The organism is Streptomyces sp. SL06, assembly GCF_058244745.1.
The window spans coordinates 1,833,061-1,855,413 of sequence record NZ_JBSYOT010000002.1; the positions used below are offsets into that span (position 1 = coordinate 1,833,061).

General features: G+C 66.8%; 8 protein-coding genes, 1 tRNA gene, 3 rRNA genes and 4 pseudogenes. 3 read left to right on the plus strand and 13 right to left on the minus strand.

Annotated features, from left to right (window positions below; all coding sequences use genetic code 11):
* Nucleotides 1-52: 52 nt before the first annotated feature.
* On the minus strand, nt 53-5,521 hold the full coding sequence (locus AC4IHM_RS08195; protein ID WP_490866424.1) for a HAMP domain-containing protein: 5,469 nt from the start codon (nt 5,519-5,521) through the stop codon (nt 53-55).
* 394 nt (nt 5,522-5,915) lie between these two features.
* On the opposite strand from AC4IHM_RS08195, the gene AC4IHM_RS08200 reads away from it, so the two are divergent.
* Nucleotides 5,916-8,663 (plus strand): SpoIIE family protein phosphatase, encoded by a 2,748-nt coding sequence (locus tag AC4IHM_RS08200; RefSeq protein ID WP_490866425.1) that lies wholly within the window; start codon nt 5,916-5,918, stop codon nt 8,661-8,663.
* Between the two features lie 76 nt (nt 8,664-8,739).
* Here AC4IHM_RS08200 and AC4IHM_RS08205 read toward each other — a convergent pair.
* The 10 genes and pseudogenes from AC4IHM_RS08205 to AC4IHM_RS08250 all read right to left on the minus strand — a co-directional run.
* Nucleotides 8,740-8,815: transfer RNA gene (locus AC4IHM_RS08205), tRNA-Thr, on the minus strand.
* A gap of 76 nt (nt 8,816-8,891) precedes the next feature.
* Nucleotides 8,892-9,554 (minus strand): DegT/DnrJ/EryC1/StrS family aminotransferase, encoded by a 663-nt coding sequence (locus tag AC4IHM_RS08210; protein ID WP_490870785.1) that lies wholly within the window; start codon nt 9,552-9,554, stop codon nt 8,892-8,894.
* Nucleotides 9,555-9,668: 114 nt separating this feature from the next.
* Nucleotides 9,669-9,785 (minus strand): 5S ribosomal RNA (gene rrf / locus AC4IHM_RS08215).
* Between the two features lie 85 nt (nt 9,786-9,870).
* Nucleotides 9,871-12,992, minus strand: a 23S ribosomal RNA gene (locus AC4IHM_RS08220).
* Between the two features lie 283 nt (nt 12,993-13,275).
* Nucleotides 13,276-14,802 (minus strand): 16S ribosomal RNA (locus AC4IHM_RS08225).
* The 16S, 23S and 5S rRNA genes sit together here, the layout of an rRNA operon.
* A gap of 498 nt (nt 14,803-15,300) precedes the next feature.
* Entirely contained in the window at nt 15,301-16,986 is a 1,686-nt protein-coding gene (locus AC4IHM_RS08230) for a ribonuclease J (protein ID WP_490866426.1), read from the minus strand.
* Between the two features lie 151 nt (nt 16,987-17,137).
* Nucleotides 17,138-18,037, minus strand: a complete 900-nt coding sequence (dapA, locus tag AC4IHM_RS08235; protein WP_490866427.1) for a 4-hydroxy-tetrahydrodipicolinate synthase — start codon at nt 18,035-18,037, stop codon at nt 17,138-17,140.
* Nucleotides 18,038-18,277: 240 nt separating this feature from the next.
* Nucleotides 18,278-18,727: pseudogene (gene thyX, locus AC4IHM_RS08240) on the minus strand (FAD-dependent thymidylate synthase); the annotation flags it as partial.
* 3 nt (nt 18,728-18,730) lie between these two features.
* Nucleotides 18,731-19,651, minus strand: a pseudogene (locus AC4IHM_RS08245) (HNH endonuclease); the annotation flags it as partial.
* Nucleotides 19,631-19,921: pseudogene (locus AC4IHM_RS08250) on the minus strand (FAD-dependent thymidylate synthase); the annotation flags it as partial. The pseudogenes AC4IHM_RS08250 and AC4IHM_RS08245, both read right to left, overlap by 21 nt.
* A 190-nt stretch (nt 19,922-20,111) precedes the next feature.
* Between AC4IHM_RS08250 and AC4IHM_RS08255 the strand changes: the two are divergent.
* Entirely contained in the window at nt 20,112-20,351 is a 240-nt protein-coding gene (locus AC4IHM_RS08255) for a hypothetical protein (RefSeq protein WP_490866428.1), read from the plus strand.
* A 128-nt stretch (nt 20,352-20,479) separates the two neighbouring features.
* Nucleotides 20,480-21,034 (plus strand): SCO5741 family PH domain-containing membrane protein, encoded by a 555-nt coding sequence (locus AC4IHM_RS08260; protein ID WP_490866429.1) that lies wholly within the window; start codon nt 20,480-20,482, stop codon nt 21,032-21,034.
* A gap of 70 nt (nt 21,035-21,104) precedes the next feature.
* Here AC4IHM_RS08260 and AC4IHM_RS08265 read toward each other — a convergent pair whose 3' ends face one another.
* Both AC4IHM_RS08265 and dapB read right to left on the minus strand, forming a co-directional pair.
* The gene (locus AC4IHM_RS08265) at nt 21,105-21,560 is read right to left on the minus strand and encodes a tetratricopeptide repeat protein (protein WP_490866430.1); all 456 of its coding nucleotides are present in this window, start codon (nt 21,558-21,560) and stop codon (nt 21,105-21,107) included.
* 25 nt (nt 21,561-21,585) lie between these two features.
* Nucleotides 21,586-22,339 (minus strand): annotated as a pseudogene (gene dapB / locus AC4IHM_RS08270) (4-hydroxy-tetrahydrodipicolinate reductase).
* Nucleotides 22,340-22,353 lie beyond the last annotated feature (14 nt).

The following is a 22,353-nucleotide window of genomic DNA, read 5'->3' on the forward strand; positions in this document are numbered from 1 at the left end:
ACTACGGACACGGCGTCCGGACCCGCCGCGCGCCGCCCCGCCGGTCCCGCGCTCACTCCTCCCGCATCCACTGCTGCATGACCGCCAGCAGGTGATCGGGGTCGACCGGCTTCGTCACGTAGTCGGACGCGCCCGACTCGATCGCCTTCTCCCGGTCGCCCTTCATCGCCTTCGCGGTCAGTGCGATGATCGGCAGCCCGGCGAACTGGGGCATCCGGCGGATCGCCGTCGTCGTCGCGTATCCGTCCATCTCGGGCATCATGATGTCCATCAGGACGACCGCCACGTCCTCGTGCTGCTCCAGGACCTCGATGCCCTCGCGGCCGTTCTCGGCGTACAGCACGGACAGGCCGTGCTGCTCGAGGACGCTGGTGAGCGCGAAGACGTTGCGGATGTCGTCGTCGACGATCAGCACCTTCTGCCCGCCGAACCGGATCGCGCGGTGCGGGCGGGGCGCCGCCTCCGGCCCGGCCTCCGACTGCCGCTCCCGCGCCGCGGGCCGCTCCCCGCTCTCCTCGCCGGCCTGGGGACGCCCCCGGAACAGTGCCTCCTTCCGCGAGCCCTGGTACGACTCCACCTCGGCCGGCGCCTCGGTCGGCGCCCCGGGCAGTTCGGCCACGGGCCCCGAGGACGCCGGCAGCTCGTCCGCCTCGGGGGGCGGCATGGTCTGCGCGTAGCCGTGCGGGGGCAGTTCGCCCGGGTGCAGCGGCAGATAGAGCGTGAAGGTCGAGCCGCGGCCCGGCTCGCTCTGCGCGTGGATCTCCCCGCCGAGCAACTGCGCGATCTCCCGCGAGATGGACAGCCCCAGGCCCGTGCCGCCGTACTTGCGGCTGGTGGTGCCGTCGGCCTGCTTGAACGCCTCGAAGATCACCTGCATCTTGCTGGCCGCGATCCCGATGCCCGTGTCGCTCACGGAGAACGCGATCAGCTCGGCGTCCGGGTCGTTCATCGAACCGGCCTCCAGCAACTGCTCCCGGATGGCCCGCGGGACCTCGTCCCTGGCCGGCCGGATGACCAGCTCGACGGAGCCCGAGTCGGTGAACTTCACCGCGTTGGACAGCAGGTTGCGCAGCACCTGGAGCAGCCTTTGCTCGTCGGTGTGCATGGTGGCGGGCAGCCCGGGCGACACCCGCACCGACAGGTCCAGGCCCTTCTCCGCGCTCAGCGGCCGGAAGGTGGCCTCCACGTAGTCGACCAGCTGGACGAGTGCGATGCGCGTCGGGGAAACGTCCATCTTCCCCGCGTCGACCTTCGACAGGTCGAGGATGTCGTTGATGAGCTGGAGCAGGTCGGAGCCGGCGCCGTGGATCGTCTCGGCGAACTCGACCTGCTTCGGGGAGAGGTTCGCGTCGGCGTTGTCGGCGAGCAGCTTGGCCAGGATCAGCAGCGAGTTGAGCGGCGTACGCAGCTCGTGCGACATGTTGGCCAGGAACTCGCTCTTGTAGCGCATGGAGACCGCGAGCTGCTCGGCCCGCTCCTCCAGCACCTGCCGCGCCTCCTCGATCTCGGTGTTCTTCACCTCGATGTCGCGGTTCTGCTGTGCCAGCAGCTCGGCCTTCTCCTCCAGTTCGGCGTTGGAGGACTGGAGCGCCTTCTGCCGCTGCTCCAACTCCTCCGACCGCTCCCGCAGTTGCTCGGTCAGCTCCTGCGACTGCTTCAGCAGCACCTCCGTCTTGGTGTTCACGGAGATGGTGTTGACGCTGGTGGCGATCATCTCGGCGATCTGGTTGAGGAAGTCCTTCTGGATCTGCGTGAACGGGGAGAAGGACGCCAGCTCGATGACACCGAGCACCTGCCCCTCGAACAGCACCGGCAGGACGATCACCTGGGCGGGCGGGGCCTCGCCGAGTCCGGAGGAGATCTTCAGATAGCCGCTCGGCGCGTTCTCCACGAGGATCGTGCGCTTCTCCTGGGCGGCCGTGCCGACCAGCGCCTCCCCCGGCCGGAACGAGGTGGGCATGGAGCCCATCGAGTAGCCGTACGACCCCAGCATGCGCAGCTCGTACGGGTCGGTCTCGACGCCGGCCTGGTCCTGGCCGTCGACCAGGGGCATCGCGAGGAAGAACGCGCCGTGCTGCGCGGAGACCACGGGAGTCAGTTCGCTCATGATCAGCGAGGCCACGTCCTGGAGGTCCCGGCGGCCCTGCATCAGTCCGGAGATGCGGGCCAGGTTGCCCTTGAGCCAGTCCTGTTCCTTGTTGGCGATGGTGGTGTCGCGCAGGTTGGCGATCATCTTGTTGATGTAGTCCTGAAGCTCGGAGATCTCGCCGGAGGCGTCCACGTCGATCTTCAGATTCAGGTCGCCGCGCGTCACCGCGGTCGCCACCCGGGCGATGGCGCGGACCTGCCGGGTGAGGTTGCCGGCCATCTCGTTCACGGACTCGGTCAGGTCGCGCCAGGTGCCGTCGACGTCCCGCACCCGCGCCTGGCCGCCGAGCTGGCCCTCGGTGCCCACCTCGCGGGCCACCCGGGTGACCTCCTCCGCGAAGGAGGACAGCTGGTCGACCATCGTGTTGATGGTCGTCTTCAGCTCCAGGATCTCGCCGCGCGCGTCGATGTCGATCTTCTTGGTCAGGTCGCCCTTGGCGATGGCCGTGGTGACCATGGCGATGTTGCGCACCTGACCGGTCAGGTTGGACGCCATCTGGTTCACCGACTCGGTGAGGTCCTTCCAGGTGCCCGACACGCCCGGGACGTGCGCCTGGCCGCCGAGAATGCCGTCCGTACCCACCTCGCGGGCCACCTTGGTGACCTGGTCGGCGAAGGAACTCAGCGTCTTCACCATGGTGTTGAACGTCTCGGCGAGCTGCGCGACCTCACCGCGCGCCTCGATCGTCACCGTCCGCGTCAGGTCGCCGTTGGCGACGGCCGCGGCCACCTGGGAGATGTTCCGCACCTGGACGGTGAGGTTCTTCGCCATCAGGTTGACGTTGTCGCTGAGGTCCTTCCAGATGCCCACGACACCGGGCACGTGCGCCTGGCCGCCGAGGATGCCCTCCGTGCCCACCTCACGGGCCACCCGCGTGACCTGCTCGGCGAAGGAGGACAACTGGTCGACCATGGTGTTGACGGTGGTGACCAGTTCGAGGATCTCGCCCTTGGCGTCGACGGTGATCTTCTTCGACAGGTCGCCCTTGGCGACCGCGGTGGTGACCTCGGCGATGTTGCGCACCTGCATGGTCAGGTTGTTGGCCATGCCGTTCACGGACTGCGTGAGGTCCTTCCAGGTGCCGGAGACGCCCTGCACCTCCGCCTGGCCGCCGAGGATGCCCTCGGTGCCCACCTCGCGCGCGACGCGCGTGACCTCCTGGGCGAACGACGACAGCTGGTCCACCATCGTGTTCAGGGTGTTCTTCAGCTCCAGGATCTCCCCGCGCGCGTCCACGGTGATCTTCTGGGACAGGTCACCGCGGGCCACCGCCGTCGCGACCTGCGCGATGTTGCGCACCTGCGCGGTCAGGTTGCCGGCCATCCCGTTCACGGAGTCGGTCAGGTCGCGCCACACACCCGCGACCCCGGGCACCTGGGCCTGACCGCCGAGACGGCCCTCGGTGCCCACCTCGCGGGCCACCCGCGTGACCTGCTCCGCGAAGGAGGACAGCTGGTCCACCATCGTGTTGATGGTGTTCTTCAGCTCCAGGATCTCCCCGCGCGCGTCGACGTCGATCTTCTGGGACAGGTCGCCCCGCGCCACGGCCGTCGTCACCTGGGCGATGTTGCGGACCTGGGAGGTGAGATTGCCGGCCATCGAGTTGACGGAGTCGGTCAGCTCCTTCCAGGTGCCCGACACGCCGTCGACCCGGGCCTGACCGCCCAGGCGGCCCTCCGTGCCCACGTCCCGGGCCATCCGGGTGACCTGGTCGGCGAAGCTGGAGAGCTGGTCCACCATCGTGTTCACGGTGTTCTTCAGCTGGAGCATCTCGCCGGAGACGTCCACGGTGACCTTCTGCGACAGGTCGCCGTTGGCCACCGCCGTCGTCACCTGGGCGATGTTCCTCACCTGACCGGTGAGGTTGCGGAACGCGGTGTTGACGGAGTCCGTCAGGTCCTTCCAGGTCCCCGCCGCACCCGGCACCTGGGCCTGCCCGCCCAGCTCGCCCTCCACACCGACCTCACGGGCCACCCGCGTGACCTCGGCACCGAAGGCGGACAGCTGGTCGACCATCGTATTGACGGTGTTCTTCAGCTCCAGCATCTCGCCGGCCACGTCGACGGTGACCTTCTGCGACAGATCACCGCTGGCCACGGCCGTCGTCACCGCGGCGATGTCGCGCACCTGGGTGGTCAGGTTCCGGAAGACGGTGTTGACGGAGTCCGTCAGGTCCTTCCAGATGCCGGCCGCACCCGGCACGTTCGCCTGGCCGCCGAGCTGTCCCTCGCCGCCGGTCTCGTTGGCCACGCGCGTGACCTCGTCGGCGAAGATCCGCAGCGTCTCGGTCATCTGGTTGATCGTCTCGGCGAGCTGCGCGACCTCGCCACGGGCCGGCACCGTCACCTTCTTCGACAGATCCCCGTTGGCGACCGCGCTGGTCACATGGGAGATCTCACGCACCTGGGCCGTCAGGTTCCCGGCCATGGTGTTGACGGAGTCGGTCAGCTCCTTCCACACCCCGGCCACGCCCGGCACCTGGGCCTGCCCGCCCAGGGCGCCCTCGGTGCCCACCTCCCGGGCGACGCGCGTCACCTCGGAGGAGAAGGCGGAGAGCTGGTCCACCATCGTGTTGACGGTGTTCTTCAGCTCCAGCATCTCACCGGCCACGTGAACCGTGACCTTCCGGGACAGATCGCCCTTGGCCACCGCCGTCGTCACCAGCGCGATGTCCCGCACCTGGGCGGTGAGCCGGTACGCCATCGTGTTGACGGAGTCCGTCAGGTCCTTCCACGAACCGGACATGCCACGCACCTGCGCCTGCCCGCCCAGCTTGCCCTCGGTGCCGACCTCGCTGGCCACCCGCGTGACCTCGTCCGTGAACGTCGACAACTGGTCGACCAGGTTGTTCACGGTCCGGCCGACCTTCAGGAACTCACCGCGCAGCGGATGCCCGGTGCCCTCGTCCGTCTGCGTCCGCAGCTCCATGCGGGGCGACAGATCACCGTCCGCCACCGCCGACAGCACCCGGCTGACCTCGGAGACCGGCCGCACGAGGTCGTCCACGAGCGCGTTCGAATGGTCGATCGCGGTCGCCCAGGATCCCTCGCAGGCGCCCGTCTCCAGCCGCTCCGTGAGTTTTCCCTCACGCCCGACCATGCGCCGCACCCGCGCCAGCTCACCCGTGAGGTGCAGATTGCGGTCGGCCACCTCGTTGAAGACAGCCGCGATCTCCGACATCACGCCGTCGCCGGAGACCGTGAGCCGTTTGCGGAAGTTCCCCTCCCGCATGGACACGAGAGCCGCGAGCAACCGATTCAGCGCGACTGTGTCCACGGTCGTACTGCCACCCCGCGTTCTGCCCTGGTTGCTCAGGGACTGTCCGCCTTTCGCGCGCGTCTTCGTGGCCCGCGTCGCTGCGCCAGACTCCACTGTGTCCCTCCCGCAGGGGTCGACCGATACTGCTGTGCCCGGCCGCCATCGCTCGGCGGACCGGTTACTGCCGCGTACTTTCGTGTGCTGCCCTGAGCGGTCCGGCCCGGCACGCCTGACCGCTTCCAGGGCTGCTGCCCAACCCACCGGGGGCGCATTCACCTGCCCGGACCTTCATGGGAAGCCTGCCCAGTGTTTCACCTCGACCGAACCAGGCCATAACAGTTCGGCAGCTTCGCACATCGTCCGCACACCCTCTGGGCGGAAACACTGCAGACCGGCATCCGCGGGGGCGGGGAAGGTAAGTAACCTTGCATGCGGCTGTCCAGCCGAGCCGGTCCGTCCGGCCTGGACGGTGGCACGGAGACGAGCGGGCATCGGAGGGGCGGCCGGAATGACCACCGGACTGATCCCGGGGGAGCAGCCCCCGGATCCCGGGTCGACGGGCGGACTGCCGCAGCAGCGGCACGAGCCGGTCGGCCATGAGGGCGTGCCCGGGGAGAGAGGGTCGAGGAATTCTGTGATCACCGCGCGCGCGGCCGCCAGTTTCGAGCCCGTCGGACGGTCCGTGGCCAGTGCCCGGTCCTTCGTCCGGGACACCCTCCAGGGCTGGGGCCATGCCGACATCGTCGACGACGCCGTGGTGCTCACCAGCGAACTGGTGACCAATGCCGTGGTGCACGCCGGTACCACCGCCGATGTCGTGTGCCTGCGCAGCGACGACGGCGTACGGATCGAGGTGGCCGACCACTACCCGGAGCGCGAGGTGCCCCTCCAGGGCTCCCCCGCGAACATGGGCAACCTCGACCGCGAGGGCGGCCGCGGCCTCCAGCTGTGCGCGGCCCTGGCCGACCGCTGGGGTGTCGAGTACACGCCCACGCTCAAGAACGTCTGGTTCCACCTCCACCTGCCCGAGCGCCCGGTCGGCACCCGCGCCGCCGGCCCCTCCCTCCCGGCCCACCTGCTGCCGCTCGCCGACGGCCGGGTCCGGGTGGCCGTCGTCCAGATCGACCGCTCCGGTTCCGTCACATCCTGGAACGAGGACTCCGAGGAACTCTTCGGCTACCCCGCGGACCAGGTCGTCGGCAAGCCGCTGACCGACCTCGCCGCCTGGCCGCACACCCCGGGCACCAGCACCGGCATCGCCGAGGCGCTCCGGCTCTCCCGCTGGGAGGGCAGCTACGGCATAAGGAGCGCCAGCGGCCGCGTCACCCCGGTCTACGCCTCCCACCTCCGGGTCCGCGACGCCGGCGGCGAGCCCTCCACGGTCTGCCTCCTCGTCCGGGACCACGAACGCGCGGTGCTGCAGACCCCGTTGCGCGTGCCGTCCGACTCCTCGTCCTCCGAGGGCCAGAGCGCCGACCCCTTCGAGGTGTTCATCGGCTCCCCCGCCCCGGACGACCTCGACGGCCTGCTCCAGCGCACGGTCGAGCGCGCCCGCGACATGCTCGACGCCGACGCCGCCTTCCTGCTCCTCGCGACCGACGACGAGACGGAGTTGGAGGTGCGCGCCTCCACCGGCCTGCCCTCCGCCCGCCAGCGCTTCGCCCGCGTCCCCGTCGAGGCCGGCCCCGGCCGCTACGGCTCGGCGCGCATGCCCGCCGTCCACGACGACCTGGAGGCCGTTCCCGGCACGGTCCCGCTGCTCAACAGCACGGGCATGCGCTCAGTCGTCACCGTCCCGCTCAAGGTCGAGGGCCGCCTCACCGGCTCCCTCGGCGTCGCGGCCGAGTCCCCCGGCCGGTACTCCAACGAGGAGGCGCTGCGCCTCCAGTTCGCCGCCGACCGCATCGCCCTGGCCGTCGAATCGGCACGCCTGGGCGAGCTGGAGCGGCTGCGGCGCGGCTCGCTCAGCTTCCTCGTCGAGGCCTCCGACCTCCTCGCGGGCACCCTGGACCGCGATCAGACGCTGGCCCTGATGGCTCAGATGACGGTCCCGACCCTGGCCACCTGGTGTGCCGTCTACACCATCGCCGACCAGGCCTCGGACCCGTACCTGTCCTACGTCCTGCACGAGGACGAGGAACTCATCGACGGCATCAAGTCCCTGCTGTCGAAGATCGCCCCGCCCGACCCGGTACCGACCCCGGGCGCCCGTGTCTGGACGGCCCCCTCCGAGATGGCCCACCAGGCGGCGCTGCGCACCTCCATGCGCGACCTGGGCCTCAGCGGCGGCTCGACCCACCAGCTGAGCACCGGCATCGGCCCGACCCTGGCCACCGCCGCCGCGGTGGGCGGCGAGACCGTGGTGCTCCCGCTGGTCGCCCGCAACCGCGTCATCGGCATGCTCACCCTGGGCAAACCCACCGACGACCACTTCCGCCAGGAGATCCTCGAACTCGCCGAGGACCTCTCCCGCCGGGCCGCCCTGGCCCTGGACAACGCCCGGCTGTACTCGGAGCGCACGGCCATCAGCCAGTCCCTCCAGCGCAGCCTGCTGCCGCCCGAGCTGCCCCTGATCGACGGCGTCGAGGTCGAGGTCATCTACCGCGCGGCCGGGGAGGGCAATGAGGTGGGCGGCGACTTCTACGACCTCTTCCCCATCAGCGACGGCGCCTACGGCTTCGCCATCGGCGACGTCTGCGGTACGGGCCCGAACGCGGCGGCGGTCACGGGCCTGGCCCGGCACGCCCTGCGCCTGCTGGCCCGCGAGGGTCTCAACGGCCCCGCGGTACTGGAGCGCCTCAACTCCGCCATCCTCGACGAGGGCGCCCGCAGCCGCTTCCTCACCCTGCTGTACGGCGAGATGCGCCCGCAGGAGGACGGCAGCGCGGAGCTGAAGGTGGTCTGCGCCGGTCATCCGCTCCCGCTCCGGCTTCGCCAGGACGGCACGGTCGAACCGGCCGCCGAGCCTCAGCCGCTCCTCGGCGTCATCGAGGATCTGGAGTTGTACGAGCAGACGGTCACCCTCGATCCGGGCAACGTCCTGCTCTGTGTCACGGACGGCGTCACCGAGCGCCGCGAGGGCACGCGCATGCTGGGTGACGACGGCCTCGCCGATGTCCTCACCACCTGCACGGGCCTGACCGCGGGCGCGGTCGCCGCCCGCATCATGCGCGCGGTGGAGCGCTTCGCGTCCGACGCCCCGTCCGACGACATGGCGATTCTCGCGATGCGCGTCCCCGAGCCCCACACGGACTAGGTCTGGGTCCGCGGGCCCGGTGACCGGGTTTCCGGGCATGCGAAAGGCCCCGCCCGATTGGGCGGGGCCTTTGCTGTGGAGCCCCCAAACGGAATCGAACCGTTGACCTTCTCCTTACCATGGAGACGCTCTACCGACTGAGCTATAGGGGCCGGTCGCTTTCGAGGTTTCCTCGCGGCGACGGAGTAGATCATACCCCGAGCAGGCCGGTGCTCCCAACCACGGACTTCAGAAAGCGGGCTGGAGCAGTCCGCCGAGCGCATTGCACGCGGAGACGATCCGCTGCATGTCGCGCTTGGTCAACGAGGCCTCGACGGGCAGCGCGAGCGTCTCGTCGACGGCCCGCTCCGTCTCCGGCAACGACACGTATCGCCGGAAGGCCGGCATCCGATGCACGGGCGTCTTCACCGGCACGCGGCATTCGACTCCCCGTGCCCTTACCGCCCGCGCGAACGCGTCCCGGTCGGGCCGGCCATTGCCCGGCACTCGCACCACGTACTGCTGATAGGTGTGCCCGTCGCCCCAGTCCGGGGGCCGCACGCCCCTCAACTTCCCGTCGAGATAGGCGGCACGCTGCCTGCGCTGCGCTATCTCGTCGTACGGCACCTCGGAATCGGCCTGCTCCAGTACGAGCAGTCCGTGCCGCTGTCCCACCGTGTGCAGGGGGCCCATGTCGGCCGGCCGCCCGAAGCGGTGCACGGTGACGACGGCCGCGGTCCGAGGCGTCAACGCCGCCTCGACGGCGGCGGCGTCCAGGCAGTACGTCGCCGCGTCTATGTCGGCGAACACCGGCAACGCGCCGGCCTGGGCCACGGCTTCGGCGACTTCCACGTTGCCGAAGGCGGATACGACGACCTCGTCGCCGACTCCTACGCCGGCGGCCCTGAGCATTGCTGCGGTACCCATAGGGGCGATGGTCGTAGCGTAACGTGAACTTCAAGTGACGGGAAACAAAAAAGGGTTGGACCAGGAACCGAAGTTCCTGGTCCAACCCTTTGAATAATTGTTCGGCGGCGTCCTACTCTCCCACAGGGTCCCCCCTGCAGTACCATCGGCGCTGTAAGGCTTAGCTTCCGGGTTCGAAATGTAACCGGGCGTTTCCCCTACGCCATGACCACCGAAACACTATGAAACAGACAACCAACCGGTGACCAACACAGTCAGATTGTTCGTGGTTTCAGAACCAACACAGTGGACGCGAGCAACTGAGGACAAGCCCTCGGCCTATTAGTACCGGTCACCTCCACACCTCACGGTGCTTCCAGATCCGGCCTATCAACCCAGTCGTCTACTGGGAGCCTTACCCCATCAAGTGGGTGGGAGCCCTCATCTCGAAGCAGGCTTCCCGCTTAGATGCTTTCAGCGGTTATCCCTCCCGAACGTAGCCAACCAGCCATGCCCTTGGCAGGACAACTGGCACACCAGAGGTTCGTCCGTCCCGGTCCTCTCGTACTAGGGACAGCCCTTCTCAAGACTCCTACGCGCACAGCGGATAGGGACCGAACTGTCTCACGACGTTCTAAACCCAGCTCGCGTACCGCTTTAATGGGCGAACAGCCCAACCCTTGGGACCGACTCCAGCCCCAGGATGCGACGAGCCGACATCGAGGTGCCAAACCATCCCGTCGATATGGACTCTTGGGGAAGATCAGCCTGTTATCCCCGGGGTACCTTTTATCCGTTGAGCGACGGCGCTTCCACAAGCCACCGCCGGATCACTAGTCCCGACTTTCGTCCCTGCTCGACCCGTCGGTCTCACAGTCAAGCTCCCTTGTGCACTTACACTCAACACCTGATTACCAACCAGGCTGAGGGAACCTTTGGGCGCCTCCGTTACTCTTTAGGAGGCAACCGCCCCAGTTAAACTACCCATCAGACACTGTCCCTGATCCGGATCACGGACCCAGGTTAGACATCCAGCACGACCAGACTGGTATTTCAACGACGACTCCCCCTGAACTGGCGTCCAAAGTTCACAGTCTCCCAGCTATCCTACACAAGCCGAACCGAACACCAATATCAAACTGTAGTAAAGGTCCCGGGGTCTTTCCGTCCTGCTGCGCGAAACGAGCATCTTTACTCGTAGTGCAATTTCACCGGGCCTATGGTTGAGACAGTCGAGAAGTCGTTACGCCATTCGTGCAGGTCGGAACTTACCCGACAAGGAATTTCGCTACCTTAGGATGGTTATAGTTACCACCGCCGTTTACTGGCGCTTAAGTTCTCAGCTTCGCCACACCGAAATATGACTAACCGGTCCCCTTAACGTTCCAGCACCGGGCAGGCGTCAGTCCGTATACATCGCCTTACGGCTTCGCACGGACCTGTGTTTTTAGTAAACAGTCGCTTCTCGCTGGTCTCTGCGGCCACCCCCAGCTCAGACCGTAAAGATCATCACCAGGTGTGGCCCCCCTTCTCCCGAAGTTACGGGGGCATTTTGCCGAGTTCCTTAACCATAGTTCACCCGAACGCCTCGGTATTCTCTACCTGACCACCTGAGTCGGTTTAGGGTACGGGCCGCCATAAAACTCGCTAGAGGCTTTTCTCGACAGCATAGGATCATCCACTTCACCACAATCGGCTCGGCATCAGGTCTCACCCACATGCCACCCGGATTTACCTGGATGACGGGCTACACCCTTACCCCGGGACAACCACCGCCCGGGATGGACTACCTTCCTGCGTCACCCCATCACTCACCTACTAACCGCTCGGTTCAGCGGCTCCACCACTCCCCTTTGCCCGAAGGCTCCAGGGCGGCTTCACAGCCTTAGCATCACGATATTCAGTGTCTGACGCTCTACAGCGGGTACCGGAATATCAACCGGTTATCCATCGACTACGCCTGTCGGCCTCGCCTTAGGTCCCGACTTACCCTGGGCAGATCAGCTTGACCCAGGAACCCTTAGTCAATCGGCGCAAACGTTTCTCACGTTTGTATCGCTACTCATGCCTGCATTCTCACTCGTGAACCGTCCACAACTCGCTTCCACGGCTGCTTCACCCGGCACACGACGCTCCCCTACCCATCCATACAGGCGTTGGCCCTATAGTATGAATGACACGACTTCGGCGGTACGCTTGAGCCCCGCTACATTGTCGGCGCGGAATCACTAGACCAGTGAGCTATTACGCACTCTTTCAAGGATGGCTGCTTCTAAGCCAACCTCCTGGTTGTCTGTGCGACTCCACATCCTTTCCCACTTAGCGTACGCTTAGGGGCCTTAGTCGATGCTCTGGGCTGTTTCCCTCTCGACCATGGAGCTTATCCCCCACAGTCTCACTGCCGCGCTCTCACTTACCGGCATTCGGAGTTTGGCTAAGGTCAGTAACCCGGTAGGGCCCATCGCCTATCCAGTGCTCTACCTCCGGCAAGAAACACACGACGCTGCACCTAAATGCATTTCGGGGAGAACCAGCTATCACGGAGTTTGATTGGCCTTTCACCCCTAACCACAGGTCATCCCCCAGGTTTTCAACCCTGGTGGGTTCGGTCCTCCACGACCTCTTACAGCCGCTTCAACCTGCCCATGGCTAGATCACTCCGCTTCGGGTCTTGAGCGTGCTACTCAAACGCCCTCTTAGGACTCGCTTTCGCTACGGCTACCCCACCCGGGTTAACCTCGCAACACACCGCAAACTCGCAGGCTCATTCTTCAAAAGGCACGCAGTCACGAGACACCAAGCAAGCTTGACGTCCGACGCTCCCACGGCTTGTAGGCACACGGTTTCAGGTACTATTTCACTCCGCTCCCGCGGTACTTTTCACCATTCCCTCACGGTACTATCCGCTATCGGTCACCAGGGAATATTTAGGCTTAACGGGTGGTCCCGCCAGATTCACACGGGATTTCTCGGGCCCCGTGCTACTTGGGTGTCTCTCAAACGAGCCGCTCATGTTTCGACTACGGGGGTCTTACCCTCTACGCCGGACCTTTCGCATGTCCTTCGCCTACATCAACGGTTTCTGACTCGTCTCACGGCCGGCAGACCGTAAAAGAGAGATCCCACAACCCCGCACACGCAACCCCTGCCGGGTCTCACACGCATACGGTTTGGCCTCATCCGGTTTCGCTCGCCACTACTCCCGGAATCACGGTTGTTTTCTCTTCCTGCGGGTACTGAGATGTTTCACTTCCCCGCGTTCCCTCCACACTGCCTATGTGTTCAGCAGCGGGTGACAGCCCATGACGACTGCCGGGTTTCCCCATTCGGACACCCCCGGATCAAAGCCTGGTTGACGACTCCCCGGGGCCTATCGTGGCCTCCCACGTCCTTCATCGGTTCCTGGTGCCAAGGCATCCACCGTGCGCCCTTAAAAACTTGGCCACAGATGCTCGCGTCCACTGTGCAGTTCTCAAACAACGACCAACCACCCATCACCCTGCCACTCACGACAAGTTCACTGGGGCCGGCAACTGAGGCAGCCTCACGGCCATACCCTCAGACACCCAACAGCGTGCCCGGCCCAAACCCGTCCGATGATCATGCCTTCCACACTCCGAAGAGCAGTACTGACAGCCACCGGCCCGAGTCCGGACCGAATAGTCAACGTTCCACCCATGAGCAACCGTGCAAGACATGCGCTTGCAGTCGGCCATGTGCTCCTTAGAAAGGAGGTGATCCAGCCGCACCTTCCGGTACGGCTACCTTGTTACGACTTCGTCCCAATCGCCAGTCCCACCTTCGACAGCTCCCTCCCACAAGGGGTTGGGCCACCGGCTTCGGGTGTTACCGACTTTCGTGACGTGACGGGCGGTGTGTACAAGGCCCGGGAACGTATTCACCGCAGCAATGCTGATCTGCGATTACTAGCGACTCCGACTTCATGGGGTCGAGTTGCAGACCCCAATCCGAACTGAGACCGGCTTTTTGAGATTCGCTCCACCTCACGGTATCGCAGCTCATTGTACCGGCCATTGTAGCACGTGTGCAGCCCAAGACATAAGGGGCATGATGACTTGACGTTGTCCCCACCTTCCTCCGAGTTGACCCCGGCGGTCTCCCGTGAGTCCCCAACACCCCGAAGGGCTTGCTGGCAACACGGGACAAGGGTTGCGCTCGTTGCGGGACTTAACCCAACATCTCACGACACGAGCTGACGACAGCCATGCACCACCTGTACACCGACCACAAGGGGGCGACCATCTCTGGCCGTTTCCGGTGTATGTCAAGCCTTGGTAAGGTTCTTCGCGTTGCGTCGAATTAAGCCACATGCTCCGCCGCTTGTGCGGGCCCCCGTCAATTCCTTTGAGTTTTAGCCTTGCGGCCGTACTCCCCAGGCGGGGCACTTAATGCGTTAGCTGCGGCACGGACAACGTGGAATGTTGCCCACACCTAGTGCCCACCGTTTACGGCGTGGACTACCAGGGTATCTAATCCTGTTCGCTCCCCACGCTTTCGCTCCTCAGCGTCAGTATCGGCCCAGAGATCCGCCTTCGCCACCGGTGTTCCTCCTGATATCTGCGCATTTCACCGCTACACCAGGAATTCCGATCTCCCCTACCGAACTCTAGCCTGCCCGTATCGACTGCAGACCCGGGGTTAAGCCCCGGGCTTTCACAACCGACGCGACAAGCCGCCTACGAGCTCTTTACGCCCAATAATTCCGGACAACGCTTGCGCCCTACGTATTACCGCGGCTGCTGGCACGTAGTTAGCCGGCGCTTCTTCTGCAGGTACCGTCACTTTCGCTTCTTCCCTGCTGAAAGAGGTTTACAACCCGAAGGCCGTCATCCCTCACGCGGCGTCGCTGCATCAGGCTTCCGCCCATTGTGCAATATTCCCCACTGCTGCCTCCCGTAGGAGTCTGGGCCGTGTCTCAGTCCCAGTGTGGCCGGTCGCCCTCTCAGGCCGGCTACCCGTCGTCGCCTTGGTGAGCCATTACCTCACCAACAAGCTGATAGGCCGCGGGCTCATCCTGCACCGCCGGAGCTTTCGACCCCCACAGATGCCCGTGAAGGTCAGTATCCGGTATTAGACCCCGTTTCCAGGGCTTGTCCCAGAGTGCAGGGCAGATTGCCCACGTGTTACTCACCCGTTCGCCACTAATCCCCACCGAAGTGGTTCATCGTTCGACTTGCATGTGTTAAGCACGCCGCCAGCGTTCGTCCTGAGCCAGGATCAAACTCTCCGTGAATGCTTTCCAACATCACGGGAGCGGAACCGTCGGAGGAATAATCCGACCGTTCACAGCGTCCTCGCTGTTGTATTTCAAAGGAACCTCAACCCGATCGGATCAACCGATACAGGTCGGGGTATCAACATATCTGGCGTTGACTTTTGGCACGCTGTTGAGTTCTCAAGGAACGGACGCTTCCTTTGTACTCACCCGAGAAACTCTCTCAGGCTTTCCTCCGGGCGCTTCCCTTCGGTCTTGCGTTTCCGACTCTATCAGATCTTTCCGACCCGATTTCCTCGGTGCTTTCCAGGTTCCCGCTTTCGCGTTTCCCTTTCCGGCGGCTCCGACTTTATCAGAGATTCTGAGTCGGAATTCCCGCCCTCCGGGGCCGACTCCGATCCACGAAGTGGTCGGGTGCCCGTCCGAGCGGAGGTGTAAACGTACTGGAGCGGGGCGCCGCGATGCAAATCGTGGCGCCCCGCTCCGGGTTGGCGCTGTCGGATACCCGACGGGCCGTCAGACCTCCACGACGACAGGGAGGATCATCGGACGACGCCGATAGGTGTCCGAGACCCACTTGCCGAGGGTCCTGCGCACCAGCTGCTGGAGCTGGTGCGGCTCGACGACCCCGTCCTGGGCCGAGCGTTCCAGTACTTCCGTGACCTTGGGGAGCACCGCGGCGAAGGCCGAGTCCTCGATGCCCGAGCCCCGGGCCTGGACATGCGGACCGCCGGTGATCTTGCCGGTGGACGAGTCGATGACCACGAAGACCGAGATGATGCCCTCGTCGCCGAGGATCTTGCGGTCCTTGAGGGCCGGCTCGCCGACATCGCCGACCGAGAGGCCGTCGACGTAGACGTATCCCGCCTGGACCTTGCCGGAGATCTTCGCCTTGCCCTCGACGAGGTCGACGACAACGCCGTCCTCGGCGATGACGATGTGGTCGTGCGGAATGCCGGTCAGGGCGCCCAGCTCGGCGTTGGCGCGCAGATGGCGCCATTCGCCGTGGACCGGCATCAGGTTCTTCGGGCGGCAGATGTTGTAGAAGTACAGCAGCTCACCGGCCGAGGCGTGGCCCGAGACATGGACCTTGGCGTTGCCCTTGTGGACGACGTGGGCGCCCCAGCGGGTGAGGCCGTTGATCACGCGGTACACCGCGTTCTCGTTGCCCGGGATGAGGGACGAGGCCAGGATCACCGTGTCGCCGTTGACGATGCGGATCTGGTGGTCCCGGTTGGCCATGCGGGACAGGGCGGCCATCGGTTCGCCCTGGGAGCCCGTGCAGACCAGGACCACCTCGCTGTCCGGCAGGTCGTCGAGCACCTTGACGTCCACGACGAGACCCGGCGGGACCTTGAGATAGCCGAGGTCCCGGGCGATGCCCATGTTGCGGACCATGGAACGGCCGACGAAGGCGACCCGGCGGCCGTACTCGTGCGCGGTGTCCAGGATCTGCTGGATGCGGTGCACATGGCTGGCGAAGCTCGCCACGATGATCCGCTTGCGGGCGCCGGCGAAGACCTGGCGCAGGACGTTGGAGATGTCCCGCTCCGGCGGAACGAACCCCGGGACCTCGGCGTTCGTCGAGTCGGCGAGCAGGAGGTCGATGCCCTCCTCGCTGAGCCGGGCGAACGCGTGCAGGTCCGTGAGGCGGTTGTCCAGCGGAAGCTGGTCCATCTTGAAGTCGCCGGTGTGGACGACCATGCCCGCGGGGGTGCGGATGGCGACGGCCAGCGCGTCCGGGATGGAGTGGTTGACCGCGACGAACTCGCAGTCGAAGGGGCCGACGCGTTCGCGGTGCCCCTCCGCCACCTCCAGGGTGTACGGGCGGATGCGGTGTTCCTGGAGCTTGGCCTCGATGAGGGCGAGGGTCAGCTTGGAGCCGATCAGCGGGATGTCCGGCTTCTCCCGGAGGAGGAAGGGGACGCCGCCGATGTGGTCCTCGTGACCATGGGTGAGGACGATGCCCTCGATGTCGTCGAGGCGGTCCCTGATGGACGAGAAGTCCGGCAGGATCAGGTCGATTCCGGGCTGCTCCTCCTCGGGGAAGAGCACTCCGCAGTCGACGATCAGAAGACGGCCGCCGTATTCGAAGACCGTCATGTTGCGGCCGATTTCGCCGAGGCCGCCGAGGGGGGTGACCCGCAGGCCACCTTCGGGAAGCGCCGGGGGACGGCCCAGTTCAGGATGCGGATGACTCAAAAGACTCTCCTCACCACACGCGCCACGTACCGGTGGGCACGTGGCGCGCGTGACGTTCGTGCAGAAGCAGTTGTCGTAGTGGGGTGCGGACACCGGATGTCCCGCGTATTCAGTTGTGAAGTCCGGTCGTGCGGTGGTGCCAAGTCTGTTGTCAGAGCTGTACCCCGCCGGCGGCAAGATCGATCTTGAGCTGCTCGGTTTCCTCGGGCGTGAGGCCGACCATGGGCGCGCGCAGCGGTCCGGCGGGCAGTCCCTGGAGGGCGAGCGCGGCCTTGGTGGTCATGACGCCCTGGGTGCGGAACATGCCGGTGAAGACCGGGAGCAGCTTCTGGTGGATCTCCAGTGCCTTCTGTACGTCACCGGCGACGTGCGCGTCCACCATGGCGCGCAGTTCGGGGGTGACGACATGGCCGACGACCGAGACGAAGCCGACCGCGCCCACGGCGAGCAGCGGCAGGTTCAGCATGTCGTCGCCGGAGTACCAGGCGAGGCCGGAGTGCGCGATGGCCCAGCTGGCGCGGCCGAGGTCGCCCTTGGCGTCCTTGTTCGCCACGATCCGCGGGTGCTCCGCGAGGCGGACCAGGGTCTCGGTGTTGATCGGGACGCCGCTGCGGCCGGGGATGTCGTACAGCATGACCGGCAGCCGGGTGGCGTCGGCGATGGCCGTGAAGTGCTGGTACAGGCCCTCCTGCGGGGGCTTGTTGTAGTACGGCGTGACGAGCAGGAGGCCGTGCGCGCCGGTGCGCTCGGCGGCGCGGGCCAGCTCGATGCTGTGCTGGGTGTTGTTGGTGCCCACCCCGGCGACGATGTGCGCCCGGTCGCCCACGGCCTCCAGGACGGCCCGTACGAGGTCCGCCTTCTCCGCGTCGCTGGTGGTGGGGGACTCGCCGGTGGTGCCGTTGATGATCAGGCCGTCGTTGCCTGCGTCCACCAGGTGGGTGGCGAGCCGCTGTGCGCCGTCGAGGTCGAGTGCGCCGTCCGCCGTGAAGGGCGTGACCATGGCGGTGAGGACCCGCCCGAAGGGGGTCTGCGGAGTGGAGGTCGGAGCCATGGGTTACACGCTACTCGTTGCTCAGGGCGGGGTCTGCCCTCGGGGGAGGCGGCAGGTCGGAACGGATTCGGAACGGATGTGGAGCCCGGCACTGCCTGCTCGGGGGTTCAAGCAGTGCCGGGTCCCTTTGATCAGGCTAGATGAACTTCTACAAACGCCGCAATACGGACACTTCGCACGGCTGATGCGTACATCTGTGCCCTGCCGCGTCCACCGGCCCGTCCGGCGCCGGTGGACGCGTTACGGCGCGACGCGCCCGTTGGCGTTGAAGGCGGCGTACGTGAGCGGCATGAGCCGGGCCCACTCGGCCTCCATCCTCTCGCCGACCATCTCGATCTCCCGTTGCGGGAAGGAGGGGACCTTCGCCAGTTCGTGCTGGGTGCGCAGGCCCAGGAAGTGCATCAGCGAGCGGGCGTTGCAGGTGGCGTACATCGAGGAGTACAGGCCGACGGGGAGCACCGCGCGGGCCACCTCGCGGGCGACGCCCGCGGCCAGCATCTCCTGGTACGTGGCGTAGGCCTGGCGGTACGACTCCTCCATGGACCGGTTGACCAGTTCGTGCTGCTCGGCGGTGCCCTCGACGAAGACGTACTTGCCCGGTCGGCCCTGCTGGACGAGCTTGCGCGACTCGTCCGGCGTGTAGAAGAGCGGCCGCAGCTCGCGGTAGCGGCCGGATTCCTCGTTGTAGGAGTTGTGCACGACGATGCCGTTGGCGAGGAAGTTGTGCCAGGGGCCCTCGACGGAGAGGTCGTAGGTCATCTCCTCCCCGTCGTCCTCGATGCCGACGATCCGGTCCGGGACGGCCTTCGCGATCTTGTCGCCCCGCCGTGCCTGCTCCCCGGCGCTCTTGACCGCGTGGCAGGGTTCGCAGGCGGGCGCGAGGTTCTTCTCGTCGAGAGCCCGCGTCAGATCGCTTGCCACGGGAATCACGTGGTCCAGGGCGAGCTGGTCGCGGGGGAAGTCCTGTCCGCAGAGATGACAGCTGTCGACCTCGTTGATCAGCTCCTGTCGCCGCGTGGCGGTCCACACCCCGATGCCTCGCCGCAGGCTCGGCGGAACGGGGGCCTCGGAGGGGCGCGGGCCGGTGCCGTCGGCCATCACCGCGTCGCCGACGACGAGTTCTCCCGCCTTGCGCCATCCCTCGGGAGTGAGCACGGCGTGATCCACCGTGCAGCGGAGCACCTTTCCGGAAGCGGTGGTGATCCTGATCAGGCGTTTGACCCCGGACTGGATCACGTCGACGATGCCGGCCCGCCGGGCGAGCAGCGTCTCCTCGTCGTAGCAGCGCACGTGGTTGCGGCGCACCGGCTCGAGCCTGCGCAGACGAGTGCCGGGGTGCAGCTCACGGAACTCCGCCACGGCCGACTCGGCCGCCTCGCGGTTCTCGTAGAGCCCCAGATAGTGGTTGGTCTCGCCATGCCCGACCTGTGCCATCCACTTGCCGGCCCGGCCGTGCCAGGTGACGCCGCCCGCGGAGTGCGGCAGCCGGTCCTCGTCGCCGGTGTGCCAGCGCTCGTACAGCTCGGCGATGGTGCGCCGGCGAAGGGTGCCGGCTTCGCTCTCCAGCGTGATCTCGGTGTCACCGGCGATGCACCAGCCGACGCGGTGCCGCATGAACTCGCGGAAGACGAAGATCGGGGCGCTGATGAAGAAGGTCATCGAGTTGTGCTCGAACGGGCTGCCGTGCCGGTCCCGCATCAGGTAGTTGATCAGGCCCTTCGAGCGCTCCGGGTCCTTCTTCAGCTCGTCCAGGGACTGCTCCCCGGCGGTCGAGACGCGGGCGGCGAACAGTACGTCGGAGTCGGACGCGCTGCTCTTGACCAGCTCGACGGTGATGTCGCTGCGAAGTTCGATCTTGTGATCGTCGGCGGGGGTGTCGGTCACGGTGTGGAGGGCCTTCCCATCTCGTCGCTTGGCGAGGCCACTCTACGGCCCGCCACCACATGGCCCGCCGAATGGGGCGTTCGATGCCGTGCCCCAATGAAATCGGTGAAACCGGGCACCCGCGGGGGCGTTCGTTCGTCTGTATGAGTAACAGCGATTCATTCGTTCCCCGAAGGGAGACACAGCCTCCATGATCCGCCGGCGTGAACCCGTGCCGTTCGCCTTCATCGCCGAAGCCGACAGGTTCCGCAGCAATGTCACACCCCCGCCCCGCGCGCGGGCGTCCTTCGGCCAGTTGGCCGGACGCTGGCTGCTCGGTCTCACCGTCGTCGCCGGACTCGTGGGTTCCCTCGTGATCGGGATGCCCGCCCTGTCGGCCGACCAGCCCTCCTCGCACAAGCAGCCGTCACAGGCCTCGAACAGCCGCTGAGGACCGTCCACGAAGGGCCGTGGGGCCGGTCCCGGCTCCCGTCCGGGCCCCCGAGGGTGGTGACCGCCGACACAGGTCGGTAGCCTCACCGGGCACAGCACATGCGATGGAACGAGTGAGGACCAGCCGTGCCCCTGCCCTTCCTGACGGCCGACCGGGCCTTCGACGCGGCCGACGACGTCGCGCTGCCGTACGACGACCGCGACCTCTGGCGCCGGCCCTACCGGCCCGGCCCGTGGCGTGTGGGGGCGGCGGCGCTGATGCTGCTGCTCGCCTCGTTCGTCCTGTTCGCGGCGGTCATCATCGCGGCGACGGGCTCGCTGTCCTCCGCGGGAGTCGTCTTCGGCCTCGCGGCCGTCGTCATCGTCTGTGCCCTGCGTCTGCTGCGCATGGGCGCGTGGGTGAGCGCGCACGGGATCCGTCAGGTGAGCTTCCTCACCACGCGCACGGTGGCCTGGCAGCAGGTCGCGACGGTGCGCACGGTCCAGCAGCCGGTGCGCTGGCTCGGGCTGCCGCGCACGGTGCAGGGGCAGGCGCTGCTCCTGGTCCGGCAGGGCCGGTCCGCCGAGCCCCTGCCGGCGCTGCTCACCACGCACAACTGCGACTTCCTCGCCCGGGAGGACGCCTTCGACCGGGCCGCCGACGCCGTGGAGGCGTGGGCCGACGAGTACCGGCGGGGCTGAGCGCCGACGACGGGACGCCGGGGGCCCGGATCCGCGGGCTGCGGTCCGGGCTTCCGGCGTCCCGGCCTGCTCAGGCCGCCTCGACGGGCTTGCCGTCGTGCAGGGCGATCGCCCGCTGCATGGCCCTGCGGGCGCGCGGGGTGTCGCGGGCGTCGTGGTAGGCGACGGCCAGGCGGAACCAGTTGCGCCAGTCGCCCGGGGCGTCCTCCGTCTCGGCCTTGCGCAGGGCGAAGACCTCGTCGGCCGACTCCCGGTCGACGCGTCCGCTGGGGGTGCGCCGCAGCTCGTCGACGGGCAGTCCGCCCTCGGCGTCGAGTTCGGCGGCGAGCCGGTTGGCCTTGCGGACGAACTGGGTGTTCTTCCACAGGAACCACACGCCGATCACCGGCAGGATCAGCACCGCGATGCCGAAGGTGACGGTGAGGAGTGTGCCGGTCCGGATGAGCATCACGCCGCGGCTGCCGGCCAGGGCGAAGTAGAAGACCAGGACGGCGGCCGTGACGACGTAGGAGATTTTCGCGCGCATGAGGGTCAGGGGCTCGGTTCGGGGCTCAGTTCAGGTCCAGGAAGTGTTCCAGGCCGAAGGTGAGGCCCGGGGTGGTGACCACCCGGCGGGCGCCCAGCAGGATGCCCGGCATGAAGCTGCTGTGGTGCAGGGAGTCGTGGCGGACGGTGAGGGTCTCGCCCTCGCCGCCGAGCAGGACCTCCTGGTGGGCGAGCAGGCCGCGCAGGCGGATCGCGTGGACCGGGACGCCGTCGAACGTCCGCGCCGCGGGCGCCGTCCAGGGCGGTGGCAGTGGCGTCGGGCGCCGGGGCGGAGCCTGCCTTCTGCCGGGCCTGGGCGATCAGCTGGGCGGTGCGGGTGGCGGTGCCGCTGGGGGCGTCCACCTTGTTCGGGTGGTGCAGCTCGACGACCTCGACGGACTCGAAGTAGGGCGCGGCGATCTGCGCGAACCTCATGGTCAGCACGGCGCCGATGGAGAAGTTCGGCGCGATGAGGACGCCCGTTCCCGGGGAGCCGTCGAGCCAGGTCGTCAGCCGCGCGAGGCGTTCGTCGGTCCAGCCGGTGGTGCCGACGACGGCGTGGATGCCGTGGCGTACGCAGTACTCGAGGTTGTCCATCACCGAGGCGGGGGTGGTCAGCTCGACGGCGACCTGGGCACCGGTCTCGGCCAGCGTGTCCAGGCTGTCGCCCCGGCCGAGGGCGGCGACCAGCTCCATGTCCTCGGCGGCCTCGATCGCCCGTACCGCCTCGGAGCCGATGCGGCCCTTGGCGCCGAGGACGGCCACGCGCAGCTTGCTCATGTCACATGCTTCCT